Source organism: Cereibacter sphaeroides 2.4.1 (assembly GCF_000012905.2).
GTDB classification, from domain to species: domain Bacteria; phylum Pseudomonadota; class Alphaproteobacteria; order Rhodobacterales; family Rhodobacteraceae; genus Cereibacter_A; species Cereibacter_A sphaeroides.
In genome coordinates this window covers 37,501-53,018 of the sequence record NC_007494.2, presented here as the reverse complement: position 1 = coordinate 53,018, position 15,518 = coordinate 37,501, and the positions used below count along the sequence as shown (strand labels likewise).

Genomic DNA, 15,518 nt, shown 5'->3' with positions numbered 1-15,518 from the left:
GCTCAGGGCTGGGGAGAGCCCGCAGGGAGGACTACCGTGACACCAAGACCACGACCGGACTGACCGGTGACATGGCGCCCCGACGCGCCCTGACCTGACCCATTCCTGACCCTCGCACGCGACGTGACGGACGCTTCGGTCCGAACGGCTTCGTCGTGCCCGGTTCCCGGCAGCGCGTCTCGCGGCTGCCTTGGCGTGCCGCCTCCGCGGTGGCCGTCCCAGACAATTTCGCCCGTAGAAAAGGATCACATCATGGGGATCAACCGGATAGACCACGCCGCGGTCCAGGTCGGCGACCTCGGCAAGGCTCTGGCCTGGTACGAGGACGTGCTCGGCCTCACCGTCCTGTCGCGTGACGACACCACCGTCCATCTCGCCTGCCGCGGCGAGGCCGCCGACATCACGCTGGTCAAGGGCAGGCAGTCGCTCGAGAATTTCGCTTTCGGCGTCGACGATCAGGAGGATCTGGACCGGGTCGAGAGCATCCTGAAGCAGGAAGGCGTCGCCTCCGAGCGTCTGAACGGCGACAGCCGCCCCGGCGAGGGCGCGACGCTCAAGTTCCACCTGCCCTCGGGCCACGAGCTGCGGCTCTGCACCGGCGGGGCGGAGCGTCGCGCCGGGATCTCGGACTTCGACGCGCGCGGCAGCCATGTGCCCTGCGACATGGATCACATCAACCTGCTGGGCGCGGTCGATCCGTCGGTGATGCGCGACTTCCTGATGATGATCGGCTTCAAGTCATCGCTCAACATTTCGGTCGGGGGCCAGCTGGCGGGCGTCTGGCTGCGCGGCTCGGCCTATGACCATGACATCGCCTACATGCGGGCCGTGCGTCCCGGGGACCGGCTGCATCACGTGGCTTTCGCGGTCGAGGACGGCAACCACTACTTCCGCCTCTCCGACCGGCTGATGGACACCGGTCATCGCTGGGAGTTCGGGCCGGGCCGTCACAACGGGGGTCTGGGCAAGTCCACCGGCTTCGGCACGAACAACTACGCCTATGCCTTCGATCCCTTCGGCAACCGCAACGAGTTCTCCTCGGGCATGGAGCAGTTCTCCGACGACACCCCGCCCCTCGACTGCCACATCGCGCCGGAGCAGCTGACGGAGGTGATGAACGGCTGGGGCTACGAGATGGCCGAGACCTTCATGACGGTGGGGTCATGAGCCTTCGGTCGCAGGCCTTCCCCGAGGTGCAGGATCTCGTCCTGCGCTTCTGGGCGGTGGTGGACGAGACCCTCGACACCGCCGGCGCCACGCTCTTCACCGCCGATGGAGCCCTGGCGATCGAGAGCTTCCGTGCCGAGGGGACGGAAGAGCTGACCCGCTACTTCGCCGCCCGCCGCGCCCTGTCGGCCGAGCGCCAGCGGCGCACCCGGCACCTCTGCACCAACCTGCGGAGGCTGCCCGGCGACGGGATGCGGGTCGCCGCGACGATCACCGTCTTCTCCGGCTCGGGCGCAAGCCCCCTGCCGCTGGAGGCCCCGTCCTCGCTTGCGGATTTCACCTTCGACTGCGTCGAGACGCCCGACGGCTGGCGATTCCGCGACGTGCGCGGCGCCCTGATCTTTGCCGGGGCAGACACGCCCGATCTGAAGGCGGCCGCAGAGGCCGCCCGGGGCGTTCCGGCATGAAACGGGTGGCGCTGATCCACGGCTGGGGCGGGTCGTTCGCGGCCACCTGGGAGGCCGATGGCTGGAGCGATGCTCTGCGCGCGGCGGGCTTCGATCCGGTCGGGGTGACGATCGCGGGCCACGGGCCCGAGGGCGGCTCGCATGACCCTGCCGACTATGCCGACCTCGCCGGGGACCTTGCGGCGAAGCTGCCCGCGGGGCTGCATGGCGCCATCGGCTTCTCGCTCGGCACCAAGCTGCTGCTGGAGCTGGAGGCGCGCAGCCCCGGACGCAACGGGCGTCTGGTGCTGGGCGGCATCGGCGACAACCTCTTTGCCCCGGAAGCCGCCGGCCCCGCCCTTGTCGCGGCACTGCGGGGCGAGGCGACGACCCCTCCGCCGCAGGTCGCGGCCCTGCTGGCCTATGCGGAAAAAAGCGCGAGCGATCCGGCCTGTCTCGCCGCCATTCTGGAACGTCCCGCCAACCCGGTGCTGACCGAAGACCGGCTCGCCACCGCGCAGGCGCCGATCCTGATCTTCAACAGCCGCGACGATGCCGTGGCGCAGCCCGATACGCGCCTCTGCCGGGCGATGCCCCACGCGAGCCACCGCCTGATCGAGGGCCCGGGCCATGTGGCCCTCACATCCGATGCCCGCTTCCGCGAGGCGGCCGTCGAATTCCTGTCCAAGTGACGCCTCCAGGGAGGAGAAACCCCATGTTCGACGATACCACCCCGATGATCGAGCGCGTCCGCGCGATCCTTCCCCGGATTGCGGCGAATGCCTCCAGAGCGGAGGAGATGCGCGAGGTGCCGAAGGAGAACATCGACCTGCTCAAGAGCACCGGCCTGCACCGCGCCTTCCAGCCGAAGGCCTATGGCGGGCTCGAGATGCCGTTGCCGGACTTCGAGAATTGCATCGCGCTGATCGCCACCGCCTGCGGGTCCACCGCCTGGGCCTTCTCGCTCCTGGCCGAGCACGCGCACCAGATCGCGCTCTATTCGAAGCAATTGCAGGACGAGATCTGGCAGGACGATCCCGACACGGTCTGCTCCTCTTCGATCGCCCCTTACGGAAAAGCCCAGGACGTCGAGGGCGGCGTCCGCTTCTCGGGCGAGTTCGGCTGGTCGTCGGGCTGCGATCACGCGCAATGGGCGATCCTTGGCTTCCTGCGCGACACGCCCGAAGGCGGCAAGGTCTACAGCTTCGCCATCCTTCCCCGCAGCGACTATGAGATCAAGGACACCTGGTTCACCGCCGGGATGCGGGGCACCGGCTCGAAGACCCTCGTGGTCAGGGACGCCTTCGTGCCCGAGCACCGGATCGAGACCGTGCCGGCGCTGATGACTCTGACCTCGGCGGGCGGCGGCCTCTATCCCGGAAGCACCACCTATCATGTGCCCTTCATCTACGTCTTCGCCAGCTGCTTCTCCGCCGTGTCTCTGGGCATCGCGGAGCGGATGATCCAGCTTTACACCGAGCGGACACGGAACCGCGTCCGCGCCTACACCGGCGCCAAGGTGAGTCAGTCCATTCCCGCCTGCATGCGTCTGGCGGAAAGCACGCATCAGGTGGCCGCGGGCCGGGCCTTCCTCGAGAAGACCTGGGAGGACATGCGCGACCACGCCGAGCGCCGCGTCTTTCCGGACGAGACCAGGATGGCCTTCTGGCGGACCAATCAGGCCTATGCGGTGAAGATGTTCGTCGCTGCGGTGGACCGGCTGTTCGAAGCGTCCGGCGGATCGTCCTGGTTCGACGATGCCGAAGGGCAGCGCCTGTTCCGCGACGCGCACATGACTGCCGCCCACGCCTACACCGACTACGACATCTGCGCCCAGATCCTCGGGCGGGCGCTGATGGGGCTGGAGCGGGATCCCTCCCTGTTCTGAAACACCCGCCGCCCGGCCCCGCCCCCGGGCCGGGCCGCTCTCCCCTTGCCTCAACCAAACCGCAGAGGTCCCGATGACCGATACCTTCCCCGCCGCCAAGGGGTTCGATCCGCGTGCCTTCCGCGCCGCCATGGGCTGTTTCGCCACCGGCGTCACCGTCATCACCGCCCAGGCAGACGGCCGCCGCGTGGGGGTCACCGCCAACAGCTTCACCTCGCTGTCGCTGGAGCCGCCGCTGATCCTCTGGAGCCTCCTGAAGGCCTCGTCCAGCTACCCGGTCTTCGAGGCCGCGAGCCACTTCGCCGTCAATATCCTCGCCCATGACCAGATCGCCCTGTCGAACCGCTTCGCCTGTCGCACGGCGGACAAGTTCGACGGGCTCGAGGTCACCGAGGGCGCGGGCGGCTGCCTGCTTCTGCCGGACACCTGCGCCTCGATCCAATGCCTGCGCGAGACCATCCTCGACGGCGGCGACCACTGGATCCTGATCGGCCGCGTCAGCGCCTTCGACAGTACGGATCAGGCACCGCTGCTGTTTCACCGGGGCGCCTATTCCATGGCACGGCCGCATCCGCAGGTCGCAGCCTCCTGAACCACCACCGTCAACGACAACAGGGAGGAGACCTGAATGACGACGACGCGCATCCTTGGGCTCGCGGCACTCGCGCTGAGCCTTGCGGCCCCGGCCCGGGCCATCGATGTCGGCCCGGCGGATTACACGATCCTGCCCGGCGGCACCACGCTGGGCATGGTCTACTGGCAGCACCTGAGCTCCGACACGCTGCGGCTGGACGGAGCAGAGGTGCCGGGTTCCTCCTTCGAGGCCAACATCGGCATCCTGCGCACGCTGAGCTACTTCGACATGGGCGAGACCCCGGCCGTGTTCCATGTGGTCGCGCCCTTCGCCGGCCTCGACGCCGACATAGGCGGCGTCGGGCAGCGCACCAGCGACGGGCTGGGCGATCTGACGCTCGGCCTGACCGTCTGGCCCGTGCAGCCGGACAGCCCCGAGACCGGCACCACGCTGGGCCTGTCGCTCTTCGCGACGCTGCCGACGGGCGACTACGATCCGGCCCGCATGGGTCTTGGCGAGGGCACCTGGACGATCACCCCCCAGATCGGGCTGATCCAGGGCCTCGGCCACGGTTTCTACTTCGACGGCGCGCTGGACGTCGCCCTCCAGCGCGATCACGACGAGGATGGCATGAACCATGAGCGCACTCCGTCCTGGCAGCTTCAGGCCATGCTGCGCAAGCAGTGGGGGTCCACCACCTCGCTCGCGGTGGGCTATTCCGGCCAGCGCGGCGGCGCGCAGAGCATCGGCGGCACCGAGACCGGTCTCAAGACTCACCGCGACCAGCTCCGGATCTACGGCAGCCACTTCGTCACCCCCACGGTGCAGGTGCAGGGCATGTATGGCCGCGACCTGAAGGTCGAGGGCGGCTTCGACTACGACAGCGTGGCCCAGATCCGGATCGTCAAGGTGTTCTGACATACGCCTGGCCCGGCACTGCTCCGGGCCAGGCCCTTTCAACAAGGCCGTGCCTTCATGAAGAAGACCATCATTTCCTGCGCCGTCACGGGCTCGATCCACACGCCCTCCATGTCGCCCCACCTTCCGGTGACCGCCGAGCAGATCGCCGAGAGCGCGATCGGCGCTGCCGAGGCGGGGGCTGCCATCCTGCACCTGCACGCCCGCGTGCCGGACACCGGCGCGCCCAGTCAGGAGCCCGCCCACTATGCCGCGTTCCTGTCGCGCCTCCGCACCGCGACAGATGCCATCGTGAACATCACCACGGGCGGCGGGCTCGGCATGTCGATGGACGCCCGCATCGCTCCTGCGCTGAAATACGCTCCGGAACTCGCTTCGCTCAACATGGGGTCCTTCAACTTCAACATCTCCGCGGCAGAGAAAGGGTGCCACGATCCGCAGCCGTGGGAGGTCGACTATCTGCGCGGCACCCGTGACCTCATCATGTCGAACACCTTTTCTCAGATCGAAACGGTGCTGACACGGCTCTCGGCACAGGGCACGCGCTTCGAGTTCGAGTGCTACGACACCGGCCATCTGTATAATCTCGCGCATTTCGCGGATCGCGGGCTGGTGAAGCCGCCCTTCTTCGTGCAGGCGATCTTCGGCGTGACCGGCGCGCAGGGGACGGATCCGGAGAACCTGATGCACATGCGCGCGACGGCCCAACGGCTGTTCGGCAGCGACCATCTGCTGTCCGTTCTCGGGGCGGGGCGGTCGCAGTTCCCGCTGGTGACGATGGGCGCGATCCTGGGCGGGCATGTGCGCGTGGGTCTGGAAGACAACCTCTACATTGCCAGAGGGCAACTGGCGGAAAGCAACGCCCGGATGGTCGCCAAGGTGCGCCGCATCCTCGAGGAGCTGGGCCATGAGATCGCCACTCCCGACGAGGCACGCAGGATGCTCGGCACCAAGGGCGCAGGCGAGGTGGCTTTCTGATGCCCGGCGATCGCACCGGTTTCCGTGCCCGCCTGCGGGCGCCCGAGCCGATCCTCGGCACCTTCCTGAAGATCCCCTCGACCCAGCCGGCCGAGATCCTCGCGACGCTCGGCTTCGACTTCGTCGTGATCGACGAGGAACATGCCCCCTTCAACCCGGAAACCACCGATGCGATCCTGCTGGCCTGTCGCGCACACGGGATGGCCGGGCTGGTACGCGTGCGGCAACCGGCCGACATCCTGCGGGTGCTCGACTGCGGGGCGGATGGGGTGCTCGTGCCGCATGTGGCATCGCCCGAGGCCGCCCGCGAGGCCGTCGCCCTCGCGCGATACAGCGGAGCGCGCGGCCTGTCGCCCGCGACCCGTGCCGGCGCGTTCGGCGCGACGGATGTCGCGCAACACATGAGACGGCAGGATCGACGCTGTGCCGTCATCGCGATGATGGAGGACAGGGAGTGCCTCGACAGGCTCGATGCGATCCTCGCCACCGACGGACTGGACGCGATCTTCATCGGACGGGCGGATCTCGCCGCCAGCATGGGACCGGCAGCCGCAGACGGAGGGATAGAGCGCGCGGTGGATCTTGTCCTCGCCAGCGCACGGGATGCCGGGATGCCTGCTCTTGTCCTCAGTTCCAACCGCAGCGAGGCGGAGGAGTTTCGATCCAGAGGCGCGACCGGCTTCCTGAGCATGTCGGACCAGGGCTTCCTTCGAGAACAGGCCGCCCGTATCCGCGCCATCTTTTCGGGATAGGTTTGAACAGGCCCACGTCCGCATCCGACCAGCGCTCGCCCTGCCCGGGAAGGATGGCATAGGACACATCCGCTCCCATGGGTCCGACCCGCTACGAGTGGCGGATGATGCGACTTGGGCTCCGGACGCATCGATCGTCAAAGCCAGAGCATGGCGGGCATCCCGAACAACGAACTCTGCATCGGGCGGCGGATCTGGAACCGGCTGCGCTATTCGAAGGACCCGAGCACGGGGCGCAAGATCTCGCGACTGAGATCGCACCACTGCGGCGCGTTGGTCAGGTCGAGGGTCAGCATGGCAGGCTTTCTCAATAGGTTGCGACGGTGTTGACGAGAACGGCGGTGCACATCCGGGCGGGGCTGGTGGCCTTGGCCGCCTGCCAATCGAAGGTGGCCTGGATGCCCTGCGGGCCCGGGATCTCGATCCGAGGGCGCGGCAGGTAGACGGCATGCGCGGTGAAGGTGAAGCTGGCGTTGGCGCCGAGGTCCAGGCGAAGACCAGCTCGCAGGGCGTGCCATCAATGGCCTGCGTGATCAGCGCGGTGTCGGCAAAGCGCACCTCCACCCGGCCGGTAAGCGCGGCCATGCCGGGATCCGCTCCCTCGATGCGCCCGTCCGAGCGGATGGTCTCGATCCGGTCGAGGCCATTGGAATAGGTCACCTCGGCCGAAATGACATTGCCGAGCGGCGTGCCGTTCCGCGTGATCGCCCCGTTGAAATGCCCGAACCGCTGCAGCGCCAGCGAGGTGGGCGTGCCTGCGGCCGTGGCGGCTGCGACGCTCTCGCCCTGCGCCACTAGCCGCGCGGTGGCGGTCAGCAGCCCCGACCGGGCCATCTGCCAGGAAAGCTGGTCGCAGACGCAGCCGGTGTACATCGTATGCGCCGTTTCCGTCCCATTGATTTCGCCGGTTCACAGGCGCTGACAGGGAGACGAGTTTCGTTTTGATGGTTCAGAAGGAGATGACGATGCCGGATGATGGCGACGGGTTCGACGGCCGGATCGATGTTGTCCGGCGCACACGGGGCTATCGGCATTGGCCGGACGAGGTGAAGGCAAGGATCATGGCGGAAAGCTTCCGGACTGGCGTCCGCGTGACGGATGTCGCGCGGCGCCACGGAGTGCTTGCCCATCAGCTTTCGGCTTGGCGACGGCAAGACCGGAAGGGGCTGCTCGCTCTGCCCGACGATGCCGTGGAGGGCCTTGAGATCGCGTTTGTCCCTGTGGCGGTAGAGCCGGATCCGGTGGCGGCGCCCGAAGCTAGCAGCTCTTCTGGGACGGTCACCATCGAGATCGGCACTGTGGTCCTGCGTGTTCCGGGCGATGTCCCGGCCGAACGGGCGGCCGCGCTGGTGCGGGCGCTGCAGGAGACACCATGATCGTCGCTGGCCAGCGGTTGCCGATCGTGGTGGCGACCCGGCCCGTCGACTTCCGCTGCGGTCACCAAGCTCTGGCGCTGATCGTGCAGGACCAGCTGAAGCTCGATCCGCATTCGGGCGTGACGGTGATTTTCCGCTCGAAGCGGGGCGACAGGCTGAAGATTCTGGTCTGGGATGGCAGTGGCCTGGTGCTGATCCACAAGCGGCTCGAGCAGGGGAACTTCGCCTGGCCGAAGGTTCAGGACGGGGTCATGCGGCGGTCCCGGGCGCAGTACGAGGCGCTGTTCGACGGGCTGGAGTGGCGTCGGGTGGTGGCGCAGCGGGTGGCTCCGCCGGCTGCGGCTGGGCGACTCAGGCGGCCGTTTCCGACCTTGTTTTGTTGGCCCCACAGCCCGGATCGGGTAGGAAGGCGCATGTCGCAACTCCTCGATCTCAGCCAGTTTCCCGACCTTCCGCCCGAGGTGGTGAAGGCGTTCGAAGCCGCAGAGTTCGAGTTGTCCGTCGAGCGCGCTGCGCGGCTGCACGAGCAGGCGGTGGTGGCCGAGAAGGACGCCTTCATCGCCGAGCTCAAGGAGCTGATCGGGAAGCTGGAAGGCCAGGTCGCGCAGTACCGGCAGGCGAAGTTCGGGCCGAAATCCGAGAAGCTCGATCCGGCCCAACTGGAACTGGCCTTCGAGGATCTGGAAACCGCCATCGCCGAGACCGAGGCGCGCATCGCCGCGGTCGAGGAGAGGATAGCGGCCAGCGCTCCCGATGCGGAGAAGAAGCCCCGCAAGGCCCGTTCCCTGCCGGACCACCTGCCGCGGGTCGAACGGGTGATCGAGCCCGAGCGCATCGCCTGCCCGTGCGGCTGCGGGGACATGGTCCGGATCGGCGAAGACCGGACCGAGCGGCTCGACATCATTCCGGCCCGGTACCAGGTGATCGTCACGATCCGACCGAAGTGCGCCTGCCCGAAGGGGCGGACAGGGGCAGTGCAGGCCAGGGCTTCGGCGCACCTGCTGGAGGGGAGCTGGCCGACCGAGGCGCTGCTCGCCCACATCGCGCTGGCCAAGCACTCGGAGCACATGCCGCTAACCGGCAGGCCGTGGTCATGGCGCGGCTCGGCGTGCCGATCGACCGCTCGGTGCTGGCCGACTGGATGGGGCGCACCGGTGCGCTGATCGCGCCGGTGGTCGATCGGATGGCGGTGCTGCTGAAGGCGGGCAGCACGCGGCTCTACATGGACGAGACAACAGCGCCGGTGCTGGATCCCGGCCGCGGCAGGACCAGGACCGGCTATCTTTGGGCGATGCTCCGCGACGATCGGGGATGGGGCGGCCCCCTGTCGCCCGGAGTGGTCTTCCACTACCGCCCCGGCCGCAGCGGCGAGACCGCCGCAACGCACTCTTCGCGGGTCACGACGAGGGCGGAAGGTCCTGGGCACGCTTCGCCAGCCTGATCGGCACCTGCAAGATGAACGGGGTCGAGTCCCCTGGCTACCTCGTTCGTCTCTTCACCCGGCTCGCCAACGGCCACCTCGACAAGGACATCGACGCGCTGATGCCCTGGGCCTAAATCCCGACGGTCCAACCCCAGGCCGCATCACAATAGGTGAAATGACCTCATCCGTGAGTACCCTGTGAGCTCGAATGAGCTCAGACAGCTAGCGGACGCCGGACGCCGGCGCCGCCGGCGAGAGTGCAAGCGAAACCACAATGGGGCGGAGACGCCGCTTACACTCAATGGGTAGGTTGAGGATGCGAACCGACAACCTCAGCTGATCGTGCTCCGCCAGATAGACCAGATCGACCTCGGGCATCGACCAGCGGACGAGGACTTCCGGCAGGGTGAAATACGCCTGAACATTCCTTCGAGATTGGACTTGAGAGCAGCGTTCATTTCTTTTCTAGGTCGAGCAGCGGTCCATTCGCAGAGGCGGGTCACGGCAGGAGCGACGGCATTGTCTGATCGCTTCAGGAGGCTGACCGCCGCGCCATCGCTCGCCAGCAGAATTGAGACAGGTGTCTGGAGCTTCATCGCCGACAGGCGGAAGCGTTCGACCGCGTCGCGTGCAGTGAGGAAGTAGGTTTCGTTGGCAAACTTGTCCACTTAACCTTCTTTCCGTGCTAATCTTGGGAAGGAGGATCGGTTCATGGACCAGTCGACGAAGGCTCCGAAGGCGCGGAAGCGCGACCCGGACACGAAGCTGGCTCAGCACCGCTTGAGCGTGCTGGAGTTGGCGAAGGAACTCGGCAACGTCGCGGAGGCCTGTCGGCAGCGGGGGTTGGACCGGACCAGCTTCTACGAGTGGAAGCGGCGGTTTCAGACTCAAGGCTTCGAGGGGCTCAAGGACCTGCCGCCGATCCACAAGAGCCACCCGCAATCGACGCCCCCGGAGACGGTGGCGCGGATCAAGACTCTGGCGCTCGCCCATCCGGCCTATGGCTGCAACCGGTTCGAAGCGATGCTGGCGCTGGAGGGCATCCGGGTCTCGTCGATCACCATCCAGAAGATCCTGAACGAGAACGGTCTGGGCACGAAGTCCGACCGCTGGCTGGCGCTGGAGCAGGCCAACGCTGAAAAGAGGATCGAGTTGACCGCGGAGCAGGCCGCCTTCATCGAGAAGCTGAACCCGTGCTTTCGGGAAAGGCATGTGGAATCAAGCGCCCCCGGCGAACTCCTCTCCGCCGATACCTTCTTCGTCGGCGCGCTCAAGGGGATCGGTACCGGATAACCGGCGTGACCCCGGCTCCATCCGCCAGGGCTACGCATGCGATTCCGCCAAGGCTCTTTCCGAACACGGCATCTTGGCAAGCACCGCGCCGATCCTCTTTGTTCCGCCCCGCGACAGCCGCAAAAGCGAGTTTCCTGCTCACACGCTGGCCCATGCGGCCACCGGATCGAGGTCAACTTTATTGCCTGGCACAGATTGCGAAACCCGTCCGACTGAAGCACTGAGCCACAGGAAGAATTGACCGAATTCCAAGCCCTTCAGCTTCAATGGGGGCCGACCGCCAGACAGCTTTGCAAGTTCGTTCATATCGGCATCTTTGCCGATGCCGATGGCGAACACTGCTAGTTTCTTCTCCCGCACAAGATCATCGACCAAACGACTAGCCTTGGAAATATTGTCCGTTGGCGCACCGTCGGTCATAATCACGAGCCAAGGCTGGTAGTAGTCCACCCCGGCACGCTTGTACTCCTCCTTGCGAGTATGCAGGAGTTCAAGCGCCGTCTCCACCGCTTCGCCCATGGGGGTCATTCCACCAGCTGTCAAAGACGGGACTGTCTGCCTTGTGACCGCAGCGAAGTCGACAGCCATGTCGACATTGCCGCCAAATGTGACAACAGCTACTTCTGCGGAGTACTCGGCCACATCATCGGCCAACAGTTGCGCAAAGAAGGTGCTAACGCCCTCCTGAAGTTCCGTGATCGGCGCGCCGGTCATCGAAGCGCTCGTATCGAGTACAAGACACACTGGAAGACGCGCTGTTGGATTTTCAACTAGTGCTTCCTGACGCAGGATTAGGTCATCATTCATACTTCTCTCTCCACTATCAAGGAACTTTGCCGCCCAGCAGACCGATGATCACCACCGCGACCAAGACCGCGGGTACGATCCACCATGCAACCTTCCAAGCCAGAACAAGTAGCACAGCGAAGAATATTATCGCCCACTTCGCTCCAGGCTTCTTCGTCGTAGCCTGCTTTTTGACATTGGCCTGCGCGGTGCCGAATCTTTGAGATGAACTAGAGATCGACGGATTTGCTTGGCCGCTCGGCGTCTTCTTGCTTCGTGTTGCAAAGGGTGCGTGCCAACTGGTCTATGGCGCAATCCTCTTTTCGTTCCTATTGTTAGCAGCGGTAGAGTTGCGCGCCAGTCGCTCGAGCTCCATTACGCGAAGACAATCAGGGCATATCGGCGATTGCCCTTTTGCGGTGATTTCAGCAAACTTGTCGCGGTACATCTCAAATTGCTTTCCGCAACCCTGCCTCGCACAGCTTACGTTAACGCCTTGCCCTTTTGGCACCTTAAAGCCTGCAGGAAAGATGTCGTTCGACAGGTAGCCTTTTCCGAGATCATTCTGGTAAGCACGAAGTGCATCAATCCATTCGGAGATTGCAATTCGCTGATTTTCTCGGAACGCCTTATGGAACAGCTCTTTCAGTTTGTACGGAAGATGGCTCCAGATGTATCGCCACGGGCCTTGTGATACATTCCTCCCCTTATGATCGTCGCCTAAAGGATATGGAAAGTTCGCATCGACAATATTCTGCTCCGGAGATTCGCCGCCTTGCTGTGATTAGGGTGGCTTCCCTGGAACAACGATCATGAATAGCATTGTCGCAACTGCAAATAGTTCATCGTCCTCAGTTCGAAGTATGGACCTGAAATTCTTGTGCTGCAGGTTCGGAGGGTGAGAAGTTCACCGTTCTGACCGGACAGGGAAAACCCTCAACTTGATAACTGTCTGCGTCGACGATGAAGACACTAGTCCCGTCACCATCGACCAGCACATTCATTGGATTGATGTCGCCAACGAGGACGTTCAATGCGTGTAGATACTGAAGGTGTTCCAGAAACGAAATGCAGACGTTGACCAGATTTTGCCTCTGCCACTGAGGAAACCGCTGTGCGAGAAGTGGTTTGACAAACAAGGACTTTTGCAGCGGGTGCCCATGCGCGCGCTGCATCACGTAGCCCACGGCAGCGCCCTTGGACGCGTACACCAACTGTTCTGGCCAGCAGATGCCCCGGCGCGAAACCTCGCGAGATGCCATCAGCTGCAACTTTGCGATCCTATTAGCCGACAGCTGATCCGCGTGGTAAATCTTAGCGACCCGACCGTCCCCGACCAGCTCATAGACCTGCCCCTCACCACCTGCGCCGAGTTGCTTTCCGAGTCTGATTGACGGACCCGACAAACCCAGTTTGACAGTGTCGCCCTCACCTGGAGGCGTCACTTGGGGCAGAGCCATGCCTGCCTCCTGCACAACTGATGTGGCTCGCTTGAAGGGCAGGACTGGTGGTCTTGATGGGGCTGGCAGCACGCGACCCGTGCCCTGTCTTCTTGTCGGCGACGTCCACACAGTCGCACGAATTCCATCAAGATCGGCTAGAGTTTTGTTCCCGCCATCTTCTGTGACAAGGATCAGGTCGTAGTCTTTCGCCACCTCTCGTATTGTAGCATCGTTGAAAGCATTGATGTCATTGAAGTCGGAACGCTTTGTGCGGTATTGATTTCAGCTTATTACAAAGATGGGCGCACCATCAAACTCGTACTTATAGAACGCATCTCCGTCCAAGAGGACTTTTCCGCACGGCAAGGAGCCCTGCTTTTCTGGGGTTTGGTGCTTTATCTTGCGGAAGATCTGGCTGGCATTCTTCGCAGTATCGACGTTGGCATTCTCTTCGTTATAATCTACTTTGTCCAAGACTGTTTTTGTGAGTATCGGAAAGCCTAAGTTGGCTGCACGAACAAGAACTGCTGGATCAGAGAGAAGAACGCATGTGTCTATTATCGCGCATTGCTTCTGCATTAATCAGTCCTGATTTTTGATCTTTTGGGCAACATCGATGGCCGCAGCGCAGCCTAGCACTGTCCACGAGCGGCAAGCAACGCCTCACAACGCTTGTCCTTCCACGGATCGCCAAGAAGCTTTCGGCGGTCCCTTCACCAAACACTAAAACCGACATCGGACAGGTCGGTTGACCAGGTCCGCTGTCGTTTGAACATCAACGGTGAGACGGTTGGTATGTCTCAGCAGAGGCCAAACCCATTCGGGTCGGAGCGGATTTCGCTTTGCCGCGAAGGACTTCGACCTCTCTTGCTTCCACAGTGCTTCCACGGGTGTTGGAAACGCAAACGCCGCCCCGAGGGCGGCGCTCAAGCGCTTGATGACGCGCGTTAATTTGGTTGCGGGGGCAGGATTTGAACCTGCGGCCTTCAGGTTATGAGCCTGACGAGCTACCGGGCTGCTCCACCCCGCGTCCGGGTGTTTTGTATCGTTTGGAGGGATGTTCGTTTCTTTTCAGGTCTGGCGGCGACCTACTCTCCCACGTCTTGAGACGCAGTACCATTGGCGCGACGGCACTTAACTGCCGAGTTCGGGATGGGATCGGGTGTTTTGCTCGTGCTATGGCCACCAGACCGGAGAAGAAACGACAACATCAGGCTTTTGCTTGTTCCGGGTCTATTGCTTCTGATCTGGGGTAGAGCGTTGGCTTTTGAGCCTTGCTGTTACCGGGTCAGATCAAGCCTATCGGGCAATTAGTACCAGTCAGCTGAACGCATTGCTGCGCTTACACCTCTGGCCTATCGACGTGGTGGTCTTCCACGGCCCTCAAGGGAGACCTTGTTTTGAAGGGGGCTTCCCGCTTAGATGCCTTCAGCGGTTATCCTGTCCGATCATAGCTACCCAGCACTGCCGTTGGCACGACAACTGGTCCACCAGTGGATCGTTCACCCCGGTCCTCTCGTACTAGGGGCAACTCTTCTCAAGTCTCCTACACCCACGGCAGATAGGGACCGAACTGTCTCACGACGTTCTAAACCCAGCTCACGTACCTCTTTAAATGGCGAACAGCCATACCCTTGGGACCTGCTCCAGCCCCAGGATGAGATGAGCCGACATCGAGGTGCCAAACGATGCCGTCGATATGGACTCTTGGGCATCATCAGCCTGTTATCCCCAGAGTACCTTTTACCGTTGAGCGATGGCCCTTCCACTCGGGACCACCGGATCACTATGGCCGACTTTCGTCTCTGCTCGACTTGTCAGTCTTGCAGTCAGGCGGGCTTCTGCCATTGCACTCGACGACCGATTTCCGACCGGTCTGAGCCCACCATCGCGCGCCTCCGTTACTGTTTGGGAGGCGACCGCCCCAGTCAAACTACCCACCACGCAGGGTCCCGGACCCGGATAACGGGCCGCGGTTAGACATCAAGATGGCGAAGGGTGGTATCTCAAGGTTGGCTCCACGGGAACTGGCGTCCCCGCTTCGATGCCTACCACCTATCCTGCACATCACAATCCTGATGCCAGTGCGAAGCTATAGTAAAGGTTCATGGGGTCTTTCCGTCTAACCGCGGGAAGTGTGCATCTTGACACACAGTTCAATTTCGCTGAGTCCACATCAGAGACAGCGGGGAGATCGTTACGCCATTCGTGCAGGTCGGAACTTACCCGACAAGGAATTTCGCTACCTTAGGACCGTTATAGTTACGGCCGCCGTTTACTGGGGCTTCAATTCGGAGCTTGCACTCCTCCTTTTAACCTTCCAGCACCGGGCAGGCGTCAGACTGTATACGTCGCCTTGCGGCTTCGCACAGCCCTGTGTTTTAAGTAAACAGTCGCCACCCCCTGGTTTGTGCCCCCCGCCCATAGTTGCCTACAGACGGGGCCTCCTTCTCGCGAACTTACGGAGGCATTTTG

13 protein-coding genes, 1 tRNA gene, 2 rRNA genes and 4 pseudogenes (1 of these 20 running past the window's edge) are annotated in these 15,518 nt (G+C 63.6%); 13 read left to right on the top strand and 7 right to left on the bottom strand.

All coding sequences use genetic code 11. The features are described 5' to 3' along the window. The first annotated feature begins 252 nt into the window (after positions 1–252). From RSP_RS15750 to RSP_RS15715, 8 genes are all read left to right on the top strand, one after another. The gene (locus RSP_RS15750) at positions 253–1,167 is read left to right on the top strand and encodes a VOC family protein (protein WP_011338974.1); all 915 of its coding nucleotides are present in this window, start codon (positions 253–255) and stop codon (positions 1,165–1,167) included. Further along, positions 1,164–1,634, top strand: a complete 471-nt coding sequence (locus tag RSP_RS15745) for a nuclear transport factor 2 family protein (RefSeq protein ID WP_002723438.1) — start codon at positions 1,164–1,166, stop codon at positions 1,632–1,634. Before RSP_RS15750 ends, RSP_RS15745 begins: the two co-directional genes overlap by 4 nt. After that, a complete protein-coding gene (locus RSP_RS15740) occupies positions 1,631–2,305 on the top strand; it encodes an alpha/beta fold hydrolase (protein ID WP_011338973.1) in 675 nt (224 codons plus the stop codon). Before RSP_RS15745 ends, RSP_RS15740 begins: the two co-directional genes overlap by 4 nt. 23 nt (positions 2,306–2,328) lie before the next feature. Next, on the top strand, positions 2,329–3,501 hold the full coding sequence (locus RSP_RS15735) for a p-hydroxyphenylacetate 3-hydroxylase oxygenase component (RefSeq protein WP_011338972.1): 1,173 nt from the start codon (positions 2,329–2,331) through the stop codon (positions 3,499–3,501). Positions 3,502–3,574: 73 nt separating this feature from the next. Beyond that, positions 3,575–4,093 (top strand): flavin reductase family protein, encoded by a 519-nt coding sequence (locus tag RSP_RS15730; RefSeq protein ID WP_002723432.1) that lies wholly within the window; start codon positions 3,575–3,577, stop codon positions 4,091–4,093. Positions 4,094–4,129: 36 nt separating this feature from the next. Then, positions 4,130–4,993: a transporter gene (locus RSP_RS15725; protein WP_011338971.1), complete on the top strand. Its 864-nt coding sequence runs from the start codon at positions 4,130–4,132 to the stop codon at positions 4,991–4,993. A 57-nt stretch (positions 4,994–5,050) separates the two neighbouring features. Then, positions 5,051–5,971, top strand: a complete 921-nt coding sequence (locus RSP_RS15720; RefSeq protein ID WP_011338970.1) for a BKACE family enzyme — start codon at positions 5,051–5,053, stop codon at positions 5,969–5,971. After that, positions 5,971–6,723, top strand: a complete 753-nt coding sequence (locus tag RSP_RS15715; RefSeq protein ID WP_011338969.1) for an HpcH/HpaI aldolase family protein — start codon at positions 5,971–5,973, stop codon at positions 6,721–6,723. Before RSP_RS15720 ends, RSP_RS15715 begins: the two co-directional genes overlap by 1 nt. A gap of 307 nt (positions 6,724–7,030) precedes the next feature. On the opposite strand, the pseudogene RSP_RS22455 reads toward RSP_RS15715, so the two are convergent. Further along, positions 7,031–7,596 (bottom strand): annotated as a pseudogene (locus tag RSP_RS22455) (phage tail tube protein); the annotation flags it as partial. 71 nt (positions 7,597–7,667) lie between these two features. Between RSP_RS22455 and tnpA the strand changes: the two are divergent. The 4 genes and pseudogenes from tnpA to RSP_RS22815 all read left to right on the top strand — a co-directional run bounded on the left by tnpA (position 7,668) and on the right by RSP_RS22815 (position 9,656). Then, entirely contained in the window at positions 7,668–8,099 is a 432-nt protein-coding gene (gene tnpA, locus RSP_RS15710; protein WP_020477358.1) for an IS66-like element accessory protein TnpA, read from the top strand. Further along, positions 8,096–8,398: pseudogene (gene tnpB / locus RSP_RS15705) on the top strand (IS66 family insertion sequence element accessory protein TnpB); the annotation flags it as partial. The gene tnpA and the pseudogene tnpB, both read left to right, overlap by 4 nt. Before the next feature lie 114 nt (positions 8,399–8,512). Further along, a pseudogene (tnpC, locus tag RSP_RS15700) lies at positions 8,513–9,480 on the top strand (IS66 family transposase); the annotation flags it as partial. Between the two features lie 74 nt (positions 9,481–9,554). Then, a complete protein-coding gene (locus RSP_RS22815) occupies positions 9,555–9,656 on the top strand; it encodes a transposase domain-containing protein (protein WP_017140308.1) in 102 nt (33 codons plus the stop codon). Positions 9,657–9,854: 198 nt separating this feature from the next. Here the strand turns inward: RSP_RS22815 and RSP_RS15695 are convergent, their stop codons facing one another. Further along, complete coding sequence (locus RSP_RS15695; protein ID WP_080588228.1) at positions 9,855–10,190, bottom strand: protein phosphatase 2C domain-containing protein; 336 nt, start codon at positions 10,188–10,190, stop codon at positions 9,855–9,857. A 43-nt stretch (positions 10,191–10,233) separates the two neighbouring features. Here RSP_RS15695 and RSP_RS15690 point away from each other — a divergent pair. Next, a pseudogene (locus RSP_RS15690) lies at positions 10,234–10,806 on the top strand (IS481-like element ISRhsp3 family transposase); the annotation flags it as partial. A 147-nt stretch (positions 10,807–10,953) separates the two neighbouring features. Here RSP_RS15690 and RSP_RS15685 read toward each other — a convergent pair. The 5 genes from RSP_RS15685 to RSP_RS15665 form a co-directional block, all read right to left on the bottom strand. Next, positions 10,954–11,622, bottom strand: a complete 669-nt coding sequence (locus RSP_RS15685; RefSeq protein ID WP_011338966.1) for a vWA domain-containing protein — start codon at positions 11,620–11,622, stop codon at positions 10,954–10,956. Between the two features lie 830 nt (positions 11,623–12,452). Beyond that, positions 12,453–13,061 carry a protein kinase gene (locus RSP_RS15680; protein ID WP_011338964.1) on the bottom strand — a complete coding sequence of 203 codons (609 nt, stop codon included), beginning with the start codon at positions 13,059–13,061 and terminating at the stop codon, positions 12,453–12,455. A 935-nt stretch (positions 13,062–13,996) separates the two neighbouring features. Further along, positions 13,997–14,073: transfer RNA gene (locus tag RSP_RS15675), tRNA-Met, on the bottom strand. Between the two features lie 45 nt (positions 14,074–14,118). Continuing rightward, positions 14,119–14,233 (bottom strand): 5S ribosomal RNA (gene rrf / locus RSP_RS15670). A gap of 99 nt (positions 14,234–14,332) precedes the next feature. Continuing rightward, a 23S ribosomal RNA gene (locus tag RSP_RS15665) occupies positions 14,333–15,518 on the bottom strand (it continues 1,697 nt past the right edge of the window).